This window comes from Paenibacillus sp. FSL F4-0097, from assembly GCF_038593125.1.
GTDB lineage: Bacteria > Bacillota > Bacilli > Paenibacillales > Paenibacillaceae > Paenibacillus_AQ > Paenibacillus_AQ odorifer.
This window is the reverse complement of sequence record NZ_CP151965.1, coordinates 774,592-791,106: the sequence shown is the minus strand read 5'-3', so window position 1 is coordinate 791,106 and position 16,515 is coordinate 774,592. Positions and strand designations below refer to the sequence as shown.

Sequence of the window (16,515 nt, the reverse complement as noted above, 5' to 3'; positions counted from 1 at the left end):
GTTTCTTACATGCCCGAAAAAGACAAAAAAACACTAATCTGTGCAAATACATAATGCTGTACTAAATCTATAATAGGTCTTGTGCATATTTTCACATGAAACACCATTCATGTCTAGGCTAGAGATAAAGGATTTGTCTAGCAAATCTTCCTCTCCCTAGTGTATGTAACCAATTCACAACAGAATGAAGGAGATATTATGCGAACTCACACGAAAAAGCTGTTATCTATTCTACTAGTCCTCAGTCTTATGTTCACGCTTGCTGCCTGCGGCGGTAAAGATGCAGAACCCGCTGCAGATGCAAACGGAGTTCAAGTCTTTGAAGGAGTTGGGCAAGGTAAACATGGCGATATTAAAGTACAAGTCTCCTTATTAGATAACAAGATCACTGACATTAAAGTGACAGAGCATAAGGAAAATGAAGTACTTGCAGAACCTGTTTATACGCAGCTCAAGCAAGATGTCATGGCAACTAACAGCGCAAAAGTTGATGCCATTAGCGGATCTACAGTTACAAGCAAAGGATATCTCGAAGCCATTCAAGATGCAATTACGAAGTCTGGACTTACCCTTGTCGCTGGCGCTGCAGTCAGTGGAAGCAAAGACAAAGAAGAAGTCGAGCAAACCTATGATGTTGTCGTCATCGGTGCCGGGGGTGCTGGCTTTAGTGCGGCTATCGAAGCGAAGAGCGCTGGAGCTAATGTAGTTCTGCTCGAGAAAATGCCAGCTGTTGGCGGCAACACATTGATCTCCGGTGGTGAGATGAATGCGCCGGACAACTGGGTTGAACGTGCTCTTGGCATCACTGATGACACGGCTGACTTGTTCTATGATGATACGATGAAAGGCGGAGACAACCTCGGGGATCCAAAGATGGTTCGTATTCTTGCCGACAATGCTCTAGCATCTGCCGAATGGCTGCGCGATGATATCAAGGTAGAGTTCTTACCTGATCATCTGTTCCAATTTGGAGGCCATTCCAGAAAACGTGCGTTGATTCCTGTAGGTCATACAGGTGTTGAATTGATTACTAAGTTAAAAGCCAAAACAGACGCTGATCAAATCACGATCAAAACGAATATGAAAGCCGAAACCTTGCTGAAGGACGAAAGCGGCAAAATAACAGGTGTAACTGCGACTTCGGGTACTGGCGACAAGATCACATTCCATGCGAACAAAGGCGTCATCATCGCTACCGGTGGTTTTGGATCCAATGTAGAGATGCGTAAGAAGTATAACCCTAAAATGGATGAAAAATATATGTCTACCGATACACCAGGATCTACAGGTGACGGTATCGTTATGGCAGAAACGATTGGCGCCAAACTGACAAACATGGAGAGTATTCAAACGTATCCAATCTGTAATCCTGAGACAGGTGTTATTTCCCTGGTTGCAGATTCCCGCTTCGATGGTGCGATCCTGATTAACCAAGAAGGCAAGCGCTTCGTTGAGGAATTAGAACGTCGAGACGTTATTTCTAAAGCAATTCTTGCCCAAACGGGCGGATATACGTATCAATTATGGAACCAAGGTATTGAGGATATCGGTAAAACGATAGAAGTTCATCAAGACGAATACGATCAACTCGTTAAACAAGGCTTGCTCTTTAAAGCCGATACGATTGAGGAGGCAGCTGATTTCTTCAAAATCGACGTGAACACTTTGAAAGAAACGATTAATAAAGTAAATGATTATGCGAAAACAGGTAATGACCTTGATTTCAAACATCGCGGTGGATTGAAATCTCTTGAAAAAGGCCCTTACTACATCGAAAAAGCTGTACCCTCCGTTCACCATACAATGGGCGGCTTGGTGATCGACGAGAAGACTCGCGTATTGAATGAAAAAGGCGAGGTCATCCCTGGGCTGTTCGCTGCAGGTGAAGTAACAGGGGTCATTCATGGTGCAAACCGTCTTGGCGGTAATGCCATCGCTGATATCTTCACATTCGGCCGGATTGCAGGCAAACAAGTTGTAGCAGAGTAATCTTATTTTTTGTGTAACTGCTCTATTAATAAGGTAGACTTAAAAACGTGCAAGATAACTTGTAGAGTGCCGGTTGACTGCTAACTTTCAAGCTGCCCTCTATGACATAGCAAACCGCCCTGTTAGCAACATTGCGAACAGGGCGGTTTATTTATGTATTCGTGTCATCGTCATGAAAAAAATAAGCACTGTGACCAAAAGTGTGACCACGATGATCTTCACGATTTTTTTTATAGCGGAGCCTAGGGGCTACGCTCGTCAATTGCTACAGTATGTTCTATTATTAACGAAATAAAGTAACTTTCCAAAAAACATATTCCTCAAATGATAATATCTTGACTTGCATTACAAGTAACAATTGGATAGTATTTAATAGGTAGCTTGCAATACAAGCTACCTATTTATTTACTCAGTACCTTGTTGAACAATATAGCTAGAGGCTACAATTGGAGGAATGCACGTGTTCACTCAAATGGTTAGAGGGGTGCTTGAGGGATGTCTTCTTGCAATCATTGATGAAGAGGAAACATACGGATATGAAATTATGGAAAAGCTTGCTCTTAGTGGCTTCGTGTTCGCAAAGGAAGGGAGCATCTATCCCCTCTTACTTCGTCTGGAGAAAGAAAATTTTGTAGCAAGTACACTACATCCCTCTGCATCGGGGCCTAACCGCAAATACTATCGCCTAACCCTAAAAGGAGAACAGCAGCTTCAATTATTCCGTGGAAATTGGAACGAACTAAGTAATGCGGTAAACAGTATTATAAAAAAAGAGGATGGTGCGAAATGCTGAACGAAAAAAACAAATCCCTCTTAAACGAAATGAGATTCTACATTCAGAGCAACTCTGCCGTATCGGATACCAGCGCTAGTGAGATCCTCATGGAACTCGAAGATCATTTATTAACGGCTCAGCGGGAGGGGAAATCATTCGAACAAGTATTTGGCCAAGATCCCAAGTCCTTTTGTAATGAGATCATTCAGGAGCTTCCCAAATCATCGAAATGGGAACAAATAAAAACAATTGCACCTATGGTCCCTTTGCTTCTTATTTGGCGTTTTCTAAACGGTTTCAGCGGAGAACTAACGATTCCGCTATACGAGAATATCGTATATCTAGCACTCTCACTAGCCCTGTCCTATGTTTTATTTACCATTCTTCGTGCTGGCTCTTTCTCCTCAAAGCACAAATCCTTCTGGATGATTTACGGACTAGGAATGGTCATTATACTCGTATATGTTGGATTCTTTCTTGTGTCCGATCGTATTCTGCCTGCTAGACCACATCTCGTTCTTCATGATGGCGCTGCTTATATTACCGCTACGGTCAGCCTTGTTATCATTCTCTATTCGTTATTTGGTACATTTGTGAAAAAGAAACGTTGACCGACACAATAAAGCAAAGAGTGCTACTACGCTAGTTAGAACGAGAACACACTCATCTGTTAATCATTAAGATCAATGAGAAAATTAATTAGAATTGTAGGTAACTATATGTTCCCAAGTATCTTTGAAACTATGTTATATCTATTACTAGGTTGTATTATTTATATGGTTGGCGTCTTAACTGGAAGATCGAGTAGTAAATTTGGTTATGCAAGTGAAATTACCGGAGCTATTTTAGCAATTGGATTTATCTTCTATCAACAGGGCTTTCCAGAAGGCTTCATTTATTTTGCGTTTGTTTCGGCTGGGTACTTATCGATGTCTCTTTTAATGACGGGTCAGGGGAAGTTTGGAGAGTTAAAGGAAGAAGTCATCCAACTAGAAGTCGAGGAAATAGGAATTATTCGAAATAATCAACGGATGCTTGGGGAATTGGGAATTTCAATCCTTGTATTTACTGGTGCCTTCTTATATTTGATATATGGACCCGAAAATAGCCCATTAAAATACTTTATTGTATACGGGCTGCTCATTGCTATTACCGAAATGATCAAACGTCTTGTGATCTATTTTACAACTAGCCTGTATTTTTCTAAACAACAAGGAAACTTATATATCATTTCCCGCTTGGACTCAAGAAAATTTTCAATCAAAGATATACAGGAGATAACTATCGAATCAACAGTAGACCTGTTAAAACTTCATCCATATCTTACCCTCTTCACATCAAATACCGACTTTACAACTAGCTTTAACAAAGTATTACGACTTCAATTACCAGGAGAAACAATATACCTGACAATTAAAGAAACAGAAAAGTGGAAAACTGAATTGGGAACGGGAACCAAATTTGAAAACACTATTGAAAATGAGCTTTACATTCTGCCATTTTATCATAAAAGGAATATCAAACGGCTTCTTGGCAAGTTCTATTTTGCTATAACAGTAAAGGGGGTATCCGCTTATACTGGGATGATATTGCTCCTATATTACTTTAGAACTCCTGCGTGGTTGATGGTTAGTATAGCGATTGTTTATTGGTTATTTAATATATATATATCTGATCGTGTACTAAAGGTTGCCATGGATGCTAAACTTGCAACCGATCCTGAAGTGATATCAGTAGCTAAAAAGGTATTTGCTAAAGCTAATATTCCAAACGTGAAAGTTTATGAGACTGATTCCGCACAATACAATGGACTAGCAACAGGTATGAATATTGGACGGTCAATGGTAACTTTAACAACCGCTACATTAAAATTGCCCATAGATGCTATTGAAGGGATATTAGCCCACGAAGCAGTTCATGTAAAGAAGAGAGATATCCTGTTTGGGCAACTGTATAGAGTTCTATTAATGTTAATTGTGGTTGTTTCACTTTTATTTATCTTCAAACAAATTTCTGATGTTGAAGCTTTTGCTATTCCTTTATTTTTTTTAGTTTGGTTACTCGTAATTCTATTTCCATTATTTCAATCATTTTGTTCTCAATTGATGGAAGTAAGGGCAGATCATCTAGGCGCTTCATTTCTTGATGGAGGAACGCTGCAAATGGCTAATAGCTTAGCAACTCTTGCTACATCTCAAGATGAAGCGATGAAGAAAACAGCAGAGTATAGTATGAAGAAAAATGATCTGAAAGAAATAAAGTCCTCTCTTGCAAGGTCACCTAGGTTCTTAAGGTTCTTGGAATTTCAAATGATGGATCACCCACCTATGTACTGGCGAATATATACATTAAGAGTTTATGGTCATAAATGGGGAAAAGAAATTCGTAGACGTTGGTGGATCGACCGATTTAAGGAATCATTTACAAAGTGATCAATGTTCTACACAATGGACGATGCCTCGAATGACCCATATCGAAATTCAAGGCGGAGTTAACGAAATTCGCCATGCTAGACGTAAGCAACGAGGAAATCCTGAGTACCCATTCAATTTCATATGTATGCTCACCAAAGTATTCATGAAAAACAATATGACAAATAACCTTCCATTATCCTTTAATACGACAAGGAAATTTCTGGATTCTTTATAAATTCTTTGACTGTCTCTTCGTCAAAAACCCCTTCAGGTATATATTTCATGACACTAATATTCGAATTATTAATCTATCCGTCATCACATGCATTGTTTTCACTCCAACCTTTATTGCACTTTCTACCTATTCTTCAAAAAATGAGCAATATAGTTTAACAGAACTAAAATAAACAAGATCCACCTTGCATTACACTTGGAGGATCTTGTTTGTTATTTACTCAGTCTTGTTCTTAAAATCCCCGTCTCAATTCGTCTCTAACACGAGCGAACTTTAACTTTACATCATCAAGCCACTTTGGTGCATCCACGACCTCGGAGCCTTCCAACGACCATAACAATTTCGAGAACCTATATAACTTCATTAGCCTTTGAAAATACGAAAACTGGTTAATATCCTCATTGTTCAGCGGAAATACTGAACTGTAACCTTTAAGAAACGATTTCACTTGAGAGTGAACCAAATTCATATCATCTCCAAGAAAATCATCAAGTGCAGTTACAATGTCGAGAGCGTACCAACTATAAACAGCATCATCAAAATCAATAACACTGAACACACGATTATTCTCTTCATAAAATATGTTGTCCAGTTGAAAATCATAATGGATTATTCCATAATTGGTGTTTGAAATAGGGAATGATTGAAGCCGTTCAGTAAGTATATCAAGTTCCTCAATTGCTTCTTTTTCATCTGGGTAGGCTTGTAACATAACATCAATCTTCCATAGTATATCCTGCCAATTGAATCGCTTCGTACTAACAGGCTCGTACACCTTCGATAATTGATGCAAAGAAGCAAGTGACCGTCCCCAGTCCTCGCACTGCACCTCGGTTATGTTCTCATCCAATGTGTTGCCATGGGCTGAACTAAACACAACTGCAAAATATGTTCCTTCTGACTTCAGTACTGTTTCAATATACTTTCCGTTTACTGAAAGAATAGGAGAAACACAAGGGTAATCATTAGATTTCAAATATTCCATGAATTCAAGCTCTGCTGTAATTTGTTCGATAGAACTTTCTTGATCATAGCTGAACCGCAAAAAATATTTCTCCTGCTTATTCTCGAAAGCATATACGAAGTTGGAACTGGCACGCCAGAATGTTAATGTACCTTCGTCATGCTCCCAATTTTGAATAAGACTTTTTGCAACGGCATCTGAAGCTAAACCTCTAACCATGTTACTTAACTTCATCATTTCGATGTTTTCCTCCCGTTATTTATAAGAGGACTAAACTCCATTAAGAGGCAAGCCCTCTCATAAACATACAATTTTGATTATCCTTCCTTATCAAAACACGTCACCCCTTCCATCATTTTCGGTAAGAAATAACTTCCACCAATAGGTTATCATAAAATATAACCGCTGTATGGTAAAAAATTACTTTAAGTGATTTCTCCAGCGGTGCATCCATCCTGCATTAAATGTACTGACAAGCACTCCTGTCTTATTGATTTTATGTTATATGCTGACGCATCAACATGGGTTTGTTTTTTAATATGGCGGTTTGAGTTAGGCTTACGGATCGATGCTCCCCTGCCACATTTTCATATATAAATAAAAAAGAGTAGGGATTCCTCCCCACCCTTTGCTATATCTACCAATACACCTCAACTATTAGTCTTTCCTGACCAACACTGCCACCGACTCCACGTGCACCGTATGCGGGAACCTTCCCTGTTATTATACCTTCTGTGATAATAGCCTACAACCGCGTAATATCCAGCTATTTAGCTTCTCTATAATCGGTATTCTCTTAAATCATCATACTTTATTACGAATTTTTGCGGCAGATTTACGGCAACATACCTAATTTGATATGAACGAGTCGGAGCGGCGAACGGTAGCATAATGCGAATATCAATCACTGCTTTTATGTTCTGACTTCTACACTGCCAGTGTTCGCCGTTAGTTATTTCTGATTATTGAAAAGTCTTAGAAGCCTTGTATTGTATCGATTTTTGACGTTTTGTGTTATTTCTGGTTACTACTAAATCTGGCTCATTATCGGTATTTTGTTACCGCTTTGTTACAGTAAAGTTACCATATTTAGATGAGGGGAATTTTATCTTTAAATGGTCCTTTGATAAGTGATGGATGTTTCTAGCTATTATTTGTATAATGAGGAGGTTACAAAATAATACAAATTTCTTAAAGCGAGGTGTGATCTTGTTTGAGTAAATATACAAAATTAAAGAATGATTTTCAAAACTTTGTGCTTAGTAATGAATCCAGTCTGTATTCTTCCGATGAGATTAAATTTATTAACCTAGTTTTCGAGAAATTTAATGAAATTGCAGAAGTAGGTACTTCTGGTGGTAATAGGCGTGCAAAACTACTAAAAGATTTACTTATACGCGAATGGTTGAATGTTTCAGATCAATTGAATATTGTAAATTCCAATAGTGAAACAACCTCATTTCCAATAAAGCAACTAAAAAAAATTGAAATTGAAAATTTCAGAGGATTCTCTCAAGTCTTTTCACATGAATTTCCAAAACCTTATACACTAATTTTTGGATCCAACGGAACAGGTAAGACAAGCTTTTGCGAAGCACTCGAATACTCTTTACTGGGATATTTAAGTGAAGCCGAATCAAAACGGTACGATTCAAATAAATATATTATTAATTCTATTACAGGTAAAGGTCAGACTCCTAAACTAACTGTAATTGATAACAATGATAAGGAATTATTAGTGACTGCATCCCCCAACTCTTATCACTTTTGTTTTATTGAAAAAAACAGGATTGATGGGTTTGCTAGGATATCAGCAAACACTCCTTCAAACCAAACGCAATTGTTATCAGTATTATTGGGATTAGAGGACTTCAATTCGTACGTTTCTGGCTTTACAGAAAACATAGAAAATTATATTAATATAAATGAACAAGATGGCGTAAAGCACAAAGAATTAGCTCAAAAAACAAGAGAAACAGAATTAGATAGAACAAATATCGAGAAGAATATGAATGAACTCTCCAATCTATCCAGCGAAAAAGAACGTCTTATAACAGAAAGTAAATTAAAAATGACTTTTCATGAATTGGATATCTATATTCATGGAGATGAAACTAAAAAAGGTAGACTATTCGATGTTGATAATGAAATACAAAACATGAGTTCTATCCGTTACGAAAGTAACAGCTTAATAAATATGACTGGAGATAATGATAAATTACTTTTATCTTTAAATGAATATAAGCAGTTAAAAGAAAGTTTAGATAAATCTAAAGACCAAATTAGCTTTAAACAACTTTTCACAGCCGTAAATGAACTGAGAAAGATATCAGAAAACAAATGTCCTGCTTGCGATACTCCTATTACTACTACTCTATTAAATCCATTTGACCATGCAGTAGAAAAGTTATCCGAACTAAGTAAGTTATCACAAATGGAGGACAAAATAAAATTAATCTCCGAAGATATCATCTCCAAAACCATAAAGCTTTTAGCTGATATACAACTTAAAATCAAATACGCAAAAGAGCTTAGTTTATCCGCACAATTTAGTTTTACCCAAGATTTATTATCAAAAGAACTGAAACATTACAATATAAATGATAAATTAGTAAATGTCGAAGAACTCGTAAACGAGGTCAAACGTAATAAGGAATCACTCGAAGCAATTGAGAAATTGCTTCAATTCAAGAATTTAGAATTTGAGAATTCTATCCATAGAAAAACTATTCTTCAAGAAGAAAAAAATAACTTACAAATAATTTCAGATAAGTTAAAGGCTATCAAAACAAAAGAAAGTACCTATCAAAGTTTAATAAGGGATGCTGAAGTAAGGCTAAGAAATTTTGACATATTAAATAAAGAGTTAATACGTGAGGTTGAAGCTGAAAAAAAACAAATCGCGATAAATAAGCAGTTTGTTATTGCATATAAATCAACTTTAGCAAAATTGAAGACGTACAACTCGGAGTTACCAGTTAAGTTGATATCCAATATGAATGATCTCACACGAGACTTTTATAATGAAATTAATAAACACGACGCAGATTTCGAATTACTTGAAAAAATCGAATTACCAGTAAAACCAGATGATAGAATTAATGCTTATTTCAAGGATAATCCAACTAAAGCTGTTGATGCTTTACACGTATTAAGTGAGGGGCATGTAAGATGCCTTGGGTTATCTTTACTGTTATCTAAAATCGTAAGAGACAACATCAATATTATTATTTTTGATGATGTTGTCAATGCTATTGATGATGACCATCGGGGAGGAATAAGAGAGTTACTATTTAATAGCCCACTATTAAACAACAAACAAATAATTCTCACTTCGCACGCTGAAGAATTCATTAAGGACCTGGAAAATCAAGTTGCGAAAAAGCAACATAATAAATTAATTAGTAGAGTTACTTTTCTCCCTCCAGAGAATAGAGTTATCCGGACAGATACTGTTTCTACCTCCCATTATCTCACCAATGCAAAAACTTTCTTAGATAGATCACAGAAACGGGATTGTCTACGTTATTGTAGGAGTGCATTGGAAAATATTAATAGCTCATTATGGAAACGACTAGGGAAATCATATAACACTTTGATTTCGGTACAAATCCGTCATCCAAAAGGTATGCCAGATACTATGTCAGCTGCACAAGGTCTCTCTAAATTAATGAAAGACCTAAAAAAGAAGGAAGGTATCTTGAAATTTGATCGTATCATAGAAACATATGACTACTTAACCGGACTTGAAACAACAAATAATACTGCATGGAACTACCTAAATAAAGGAACACACGAAGAGGAAGAATTGTATGAATTTGATTCTCTACTAGTGAAGAAGATCTATGAATACATAGAAATTCTCGAGAATGAAGCAAAGGCAGTATGACAAAGAACCAGTATGCTGGATGAATCAATAGATTCCCTGCTTACTGGTTCCTTTATATTTAATATGTGCCCTTACTTTCAGCAGCTATGGAATGAGTATATTTATTCGAGCTTGTTTCATATAAATTATACTTCATCTGTAACTCCGCCTGTTTAATAACAAGCTCTGTCGCTTCTGGAATTTCATCAGGCGGGTATTTGTATTTTTTAAGCAAGCGTTTGATAAGTGAGCGCATGTTTGCTTTGGCATCATTTCTTTTGTACCAATCTGGTGTCTTGTTCTCAGAGATCAATTGAATAAGATTTTTCGCCATCTCCCGAAGCACATCAGATTGATAATGTTCCTTAACCAATTCAGGTCTTGCTAGAGCGTCATAGAAAGCTTGTTCTTCAGGCGACAACCGCATATCGATACCTTCGCTGATTGCGGACTCAATTTCTTTGGCGATATCAATCATCTGAGTAATTAACACGTCAATGTCTTCAGCCTGATTGTACCGCTCCACAATATTCTTAAGCTTCTCAGAAAAAAATCCAGACCTAACTATATTAGTCTGTTCGAACCATTTTATTTTATCGTCGATCAGCTTCTTTAAGATTATTGCTGCGACATTTCTTCGCTTCATTGCCATGATTTTTTCCAGATTCTCGACAGACAGAAGACTCTTCTCTTTCTTCGCCGAGATAGAAACAACCTCATCGCCATCTTTAATAATGGCTTGCTCAATCATCGCTGTAATCTTCCGCTTGAAATCCTCTACATCCGGCATTCCATCACGTTCGACCTTAACGATAAATGATTTTACCGCCGTGAAGAAGCTGACCTGCACCCGAACGGTGAAATCTAAAGCAGTAGCACAGATGTTATAGGCACTTTGGAGCCTAGCTACATGCTTGAGAAATACTTCTTTCGCTCGTTCCTTAAGCACATGCTCTACGCCGTCTTGAATTAATTCGAATCGTTCTTTTGGAGTTGCGTTCATATATATACTGAAATCAAATCCATGGAACATTCCCTCTAGAATTTCTACTTCCGTCATGAGGATTTCCTTAGCTTTTTCAATCTCTGTAATACCGTTTTTATCACGACTTGTATAAGTGTTAAGCGCTTCCTTCAAATACTTGCTAAGCCCGATGTAATCAACAATCAGTCCCGCTTGTTTATCCTTATAAACGCGATTAACCCTTGCGATCGCTTGCATCAAATTATGTTCTTTCATAATTTTATCTATGTACATGGTGTCTAGACTTGGAACATCAAATCCGGTTAGCCACATGTCTACAACAATGACGACTTTCAACTCACTATTATCATCTTTGAACTGATTGGCTAGCGTCTGGCGATGTTGTTTATTACCGATAATATCTCTCATTTCCTGATTCGTGTCCTTGTTGCTATCACTCAACACGAGACCGATCTGGGATCCAATTTCAGGAGACTTTTCTTTAATGAGTTGATACATGCGGTAGGCAATTTTGCGAGAATAAGCAACAATCATCGCTTTACCTTTTAGCATATCCTTACGGATAGCATAATGGGTGAGAATATCGTCTACGACTAAATTCAACCGATCTTCATCACCAATGACCGCTTCCATCGTGACAAGGTCTTTTTTCAGTTTCTCAATCTTTTCGGGAGTAAGACCTTGCGCTTCAATACTCGCAACCTCTTTGTCAATCTGGTCGAGAATACCTTCATCCAAATGCACTTTCGCTAGACGATTCTCATAATGCAAATCTACAGTCGCACCATCTAGCTTTGCTTGCGTCATATCATATACATCAATAAGTTCACCAAATACACCTATGGTCGATTTATCATTAGAGTCTACTGGGGTACCTGTAAATCCAATAAAGGTCGCGTTCGGAAGTGCATCTCGTAAATATTTCGCGTATCCATAAACAAGCTCGGCTTCAAGAGTCTTTTTATCAATTTTGATATCAGGGTCTATACCATATTGGGAACGATGCGCCTCATCCGCAATAACAATAATATCGTGGCGATTCGAGAGCAAGCCTGTTTCCTCGGTGAATTTCTGAATTGTGGTAAAAAAGATACCTCCAATAGAGCGATTCTCCAGCAATTCGATTAAATTCTCACGCGACTCTGCGCGAACAGGGGCTTGACGGAGATACTCTGCCGCGCTGCTAAATGTCCCATGTATTTGTTCATCCAAATCGTTGCGGTCTGTTACTACAACGATAGTTGGGTTGTTCAAGCGAGTAATCAGACCAGCAGATAGAAACACCATTGAGAATGATTTCCCTGACCCCTGCGTATGCCAAACTACACCCCCGCGCTTATCCCCGTCAACCGCACGAACCACACTATTAATTGCTTTGTTCATACCGAAGTATTGATGATAGCCAGATATAATTTTAGCTTTGCCTCCGGCAAAGAAGCTGAAGTTACGTATAACGTCAAGTAAACGTTCTTTATGCAAAAGCCCCTTCATCAAAGTCCCAATTTGAGCGATGTGCGCTTCATCCACAATGGGAGAGTGGCTATCTACCTGTTTCCATTGCATGTAACGATCATAATCAGCAGTAATGGAGCCAAAACGCGCATTTACTCCATCACTAATGATGCTGAAGGCGTTATAGTGGAATAGCGGCTTGATAATATCTTGGTACGTTTTGATTTGAAGATAACCATCATGGATCGTCGCATCCTCTCGAACCGCTGATTTCAATTCAATAACGACTAGAGGCAAGCCATTAACGATCAAAACAACATCAGGTCGTTTCTCAGCCTTATGAATGACAGTGAACTGATTAATCGCTATGAAACTGTTGTTGTTCGGATGGGCGAAATCAATCACCTTTACGATACGTGCAGGGACATCATCCCCATATACTTCAATCCGAACACCTTCAATAAGATAACGGTGAAACTGTTGATTGGCTGAAACCAGGCTGGCATCGTCAATATATAGAAGCTTACGAACCGCAGCTTCTATGACTTCTGATGACAATGTTGGATTGATTACATAAAGCGCCTCACGCAATTCCTCTTCTAGAACAACCGTATGATAGTCACGAACAAGGTCATAGCCGTTTTGAACCTTATAGTTAAGCTCATCCCGTAGTAGTTCGAGAACTACTGATTCTAAGCTATCTTCGGTAAACATTGTTTCACCGCCAATCTAAAATTCGATCTCGGACACGTCAATTTCCCCGGACATGAGCTTGGGGAGTAGGGTATCGCGGAGGTTGAATAATCTTTCAGACTCCTTAAAGTGAACTTGAAACTGTTCTGCAATATCTCTGAATATATTTGTGAAATTCCCACTCGTATGTTCATCAGGCAATATAATTTCATACTGAGATATGTCCTTCCAGTTTGTACGAGGCATTTTAGTACCATTTGAGCTTTGAGTTACATAATTAATCAGTTCATCACTAAATAAGGTACATGCTAGTTGTCCGAAATAATGTTCTTTTTTCACATAGATAGGAATAATGTCTGTTGAACACACGCCACCAAAGGGGGCTATTGATACTTTATGAAAATATGGGCGAAGCTTTCCAAATAAAATGTCGTTCTTTTTAAAACATGATTTATTGCTCCCTAATTTACTTGAATCACCAAAGGAATCTAGATCCAATTTTCTACGTGGAATATGTTCTAAACCAACATAAGGGGTACCTACTGGAATTTGATTTGGAGTAATATTCTCATTCCTATATGTCGCTATTTCTCCTAACTGCCCTTGCCTCCATCCCACCGGAATCTCTTTTCCAAGATCCTCGCACCATACCATTTCTCCGCCACTAGACTTATAGGGTTCTCCGTTTTCATTCGGAAACTCAAAATCAACAAACCATTGCTTGAAGATCGCCTGAGCCATTTGTTCCAGCACTTTGTTCATACGGTTGTTGAGTTCGATTTTATGAGATAGTGTGAAGTAGTAATCCCCAATATTTTTTTGTATCTGCATTGAAGGAATCGGAATCAATAACTTATCCAAATCCCCCTTTTTAAAATGTGGTATCAATGTTCCAACATGATAATTATTAATCTGGTTTTGGAATTGAGGACTTCTTAGAACAGCAAATAAGTATTTGTTATCAATAATAGATTCATCGACGCGTAATGCCATCATATCTTGTGCTATGCAAAAGTCTATGGGATCTGGAACAAGGCATACTCTACCTGGAGTTCCTTTGTTCACAAATATAATATCACCTGGCATAGGATGTGCTCTAAACCAATTATCGTACGTGTCTTTGGATATATAACGTATTTTTTCGAATACAGGATAAAGCTCATTGTCTTTAATGCAATTTGTCGCAATTAGAGGAATGCCTGTCTCTGATGTTGGTACTGTTTTCCCGCGATTATCTACTATAAATTTCAATAAACTCGTTAATGGTCGGTGTTCTATTCTTTCTGTATCAAAACTCATACCCAATTGCCTCCAGACTTTTCTTAATCTTCTCGTCCAATACAGAAGACTCCGACATCAAATCTGCAAGCTCAGATACAAGCTTCTCCATCTTTCCTTCGAATGGTTCGGTATCCTCAATCTCTTTCACACCGACATAACGTCCTGGAGTCAGGACATTATCATGCTTCTGAATTTCCTCGAGACTAGCCGACTTGCAGAAGCCGATCTCATCTTCATAGCCGTCATTATTCAACCACTTGTGGTAGGTTTCCGCAATCAGTGAAATATCCGAATCTTCAAGTTCACGTAGCCTGCGGCTAATCATCGTACCTTTATCACGCGCATCAATAAAGAGAACTTCACCTTTACGTTTCTTACCGCGACGTAAAAACCATAAGCAAACTGGAATACCCGTTGTGAAAAACAGCTTATCAGGTAAAGCAACGATACAATCTACCAAATCTTCTTCAATAAACTGCGCGCGGATATTCCCTTCACCAGATGTTTGGGAAGTTAAAGAACCGTTTGCCAAAACGATACCAGCAACGCCTTTAGACGGTTTCAGCTTCGTAAGCATATGAGATAGCCACGCATAGTTGGCATTGTTTTTTGCTGGAACGCCCCATTTCCAGCGCGCATCCGTCAATAGGCTGTCTTGTCCCCAATCACTGATGTTGAATGGAGGGTTAGCCAGAATATAATCAAACTTCTCATCTTTGAATTGGTCACCATGGAATGTATCCTCGTGAGTATTGCCCAAATTCGCTTCAATACTGCGAATAGCAAGGTTCATTGTTGCAAGTCTGCGAGTCTCAGCATTCAATTCTTGACCGTATACAGACAGGTTAAAGGCATTACCACCGTGTGCTTTAACAAATCTTTGTGCTTGAACGAACATACCTCCGGAACCACAGCATGGGTCATAGATCGTACCCTCAAATGGTTCAATCATCTCGATAAGTAATTTAACAATACTACTCGGCGTATAGTATTCTCCGCCGCCTTGACCAAGCATAAAGGCGAATTTCCCTAGAAAATATTCATATACACGACCGAGTGCGTCTTCTTCAATTAGAAGTGTATCGGAGTTTTCGAATACCATCACGACTTCGCCAACTCTACGTTGGTCGATATCTGCACCGGAATAAATTTTCGGCAATACACCTGCCAGTATTTTATTCTCTTTTTCAATGGCGATAAAAGCTTCATCTATGACTTGACCGATATTCGGCTTCGTTGCATTCTCTATAATGAATTTCCAACGTGCTTTCTCAGGAACAAAAAACACATTGAAACGCTCATATTCATCGCGGTCATCTTCAAATCCATCACCTTCCGCAACCAGCTCATTGTAGCGCTGGTCAAAGCGGTCGGAGATGTATTTAAGAAAAATGATGCCGAGTACGACATCTTTATATTTGGAAGCAGCGATACTGCCTCTGAGCTTATCCGCAGCTGCCCATAATTTGTCTTCCATGCTGGTAACTAAGTTTTCTTTTGCCATTCGTGTATGCCTCCGTTGTGTATTTCTCTATTTATTATAAAGTATTGCGACCTCAATCTGTCAGGAAACACCTGTTCTGATTGCATTTATTTCTTATCGAAAGTTATTCTTTGCTGCTCTTATAGTGAAAAAGACCTGAAAAGGGAGGGCTTTAAGTCATACAAGCTCTGAACGATCCAACTTGTAATGTAATGTAATCTAATATATATATACCGCTTATTGGGTTCATTTCTACTATTTTGCTCCAGACACCATAGTAAGCTTCACCATCGATGACATCCATGTAAAGGCGATAATTATGGTCAAAATGGAGCATATAATTTACTGTAATTCATGGTCAACCTTTTCATAGCGT

General features: G+C 38.3%; 9 protein-coding genes. 5 read left to right on the top strand and 4 right to left on the bottom strand.

Features of this window, described 5'->3' with window-relative positions; all coding sequences use genetic code 11:
• Nucleotides 1-198 precede the first annotated feature (198 nt).
• The 4 genes from MHH86_RS03470 to MHH86_RS03455 all read left to right on the top strand — a co-directional run bounded on the left by MHH86_RS03470 (nt 199) and on the right by MHH86_RS03455 (nt 5,196).
• Entirely contained in the window at nt 199-1,989 is a 1,791-nt protein-coding gene (locus MHH86_RS03470; RefSeq protein WP_076142561.1) for a flavocytochrome c, read from the top strand.
• A gap of 454 nt (nt 1,990-2,443) precedes the next feature.
• A complete protein-coding gene (locus MHH86_RS03465) occupies nt 2,444-2,782 on the top strand; it encodes a PadR family transcriptional regulator (protein ID WP_076317080.1) in 339 nt (112 codons plus the stop codon).
• Nucleotides 2,776-3,375 carry a DUF1129 family protein gene (locus MHH86_RS03460; protein ID WP_076317079.1) on the top strand — a complete coding sequence of 200 codons (600 nt, stop codon included), beginning with the start codon at nt 2,776-2,778 and terminating at the stop codon, nt 3,373-3,375. Before MHH86_RS03465 ends, MHH86_RS03460 begins: the two co-directional genes overlap by 7 nt.
• Before the next feature lie 75 nt (nt 3,376-3,450).
• Entirely contained in the window at nt 3,451-5,196 is a 1,746-nt protein-coding gene (locus MHH86_RS03455) for a M56 family metallopeptidase (RefSeq protein ID WP_081384436.1), read from the top strand.
• 449 nt (nt 5,197-5,645) lie between these two features.
• Here MHH86_RS03455 and MHH86_RS03450 read toward each other — a convergent pair whose 3' ends face one another.
• Entirely contained in the window at nt 5,646-6,614 is a 969-nt protein-coding gene (locus MHH86_RS03450; protein WP_076207560.1) for a phosphotransferase, read from the bottom strand.
• 976 nt (nt 6,615-7,590) lie between these two features.
• Between MHH86_RS03450 and MHH86_RS03445 the strand changes: the two genes are divergently transcribed.
• On the top strand, nt 7,591-10,266 hold the full coding sequence (locus MHH86_RS03445; RefSeq protein ID WP_076317077.1) for an AAA family ATPase: 2,676 nt from the start codon (nt 7,591-7,593) through the stop codon (nt 10,264-10,266).
• Nucleotides 10,267-10,324: 58 nt separating this feature from the next.
• On the opposite strand, the gene MHH86_RS03440 is transcribed toward MHH86_RS03445, so the two are convergent.
• The 3 genes from MHH86_RS03440 to MHH86_RS03430 are packed head-to-tail and all read right to left on the bottom strand — an operon-like array spanning nt 10,325 to nt 16,160.
• On the bottom strand, nt 10,325-13,396 hold the full coding sequence (locus MHH86_RS03440; protein ID WP_076317076.1) for a type I restriction endonuclease subunit R: 3,072 nt from the start codon (nt 13,394-13,396) through the stop codon (nt 10,325-10,327).
• Between the two features lie 15 nt (nt 13,397-13,411).
• Entirely contained in the window at nt 13,412-14,674 is a 1,263-nt protein-coding gene (locus tag MHH86_RS03435) for a restriction endonuclease subunit S (protein ID WP_143766159.1), read from the bottom strand.
• Nucleotides 14,664-16,160 (bottom strand): class I SAM-dependent DNA methyltransferase, encoded by a 1,497-nt coding sequence (locus MHH86_RS03430; RefSeq protein ID WP_076317075.1) that lies wholly within the window; start codon nt 16,158-16,160, stop codon nt 14,664-14,666. Before MHH86_RS03430 ends, MHH86_RS03435 begins: the two co-directional genes overlap by 11 nt.
• Nucleotides 16,161-16,515 lie beyond the last annotated feature (355 nt).

Bases quoted from the DNA above. Each gene is read 5' to 3' on its own strand.
- MHH86_RS03465 (WP_076317080.1), top strand. From the start codon at position 2,444: ATGCACGTGTTCACTCAAATGGTTAGAGGGGTGCTTGAGGGATGTCTT.
- MHH86_RS03455 (WP_081384436.1), top strand. From the start codon at position 3,451: ATGAGAAAATTAATTAGAATTGTAGGTAACTATATGTTCCCAAGTATC.
- MHH86_RS03470 (WP_076142561.1), top strand. From the start codon at position 199: ATGCGAACTCACACGAAAAAGCTGTTATCTATTCTACTAGTCCTCAGT.
- MHH86_RS03450 (WP_076207560.1), bottom strand. From the start codon at position 6,614: ATGATGAAGTTAAGTAACATGGTTAGAGGTTTAGCTTCAGATGCCGTT.
- MHH86_RS03435 (WP_143766159.1), bottom strand. From the start codon at position 14,674: ATGAGTTTTGATACAGAAAGAATAGAACACCGACCATTAACGAGTTTA.
- MHH86_RS03460 (WP_076317079.1), top strand. From the start codon at position 2,776: ATGCTGAACGAAAAAAACAAATCCCTCTTAAACGAAATGAGATTCTAC.
- MHH86_RS03430 (WP_076317075.1), bottom strand. From the start codon at position 16,160: ATGGCAAAAGAAAACTTAGTTACCAGCATGGAAGACAAATTATGGGCA.
- MHH86_RS03440 (WP_076317076.1), bottom strand. From the start codon at position 13,396: ATGTTTACCGAAGATAGCTTAGAATCAGTAGTTCTCGAACTACTACGG.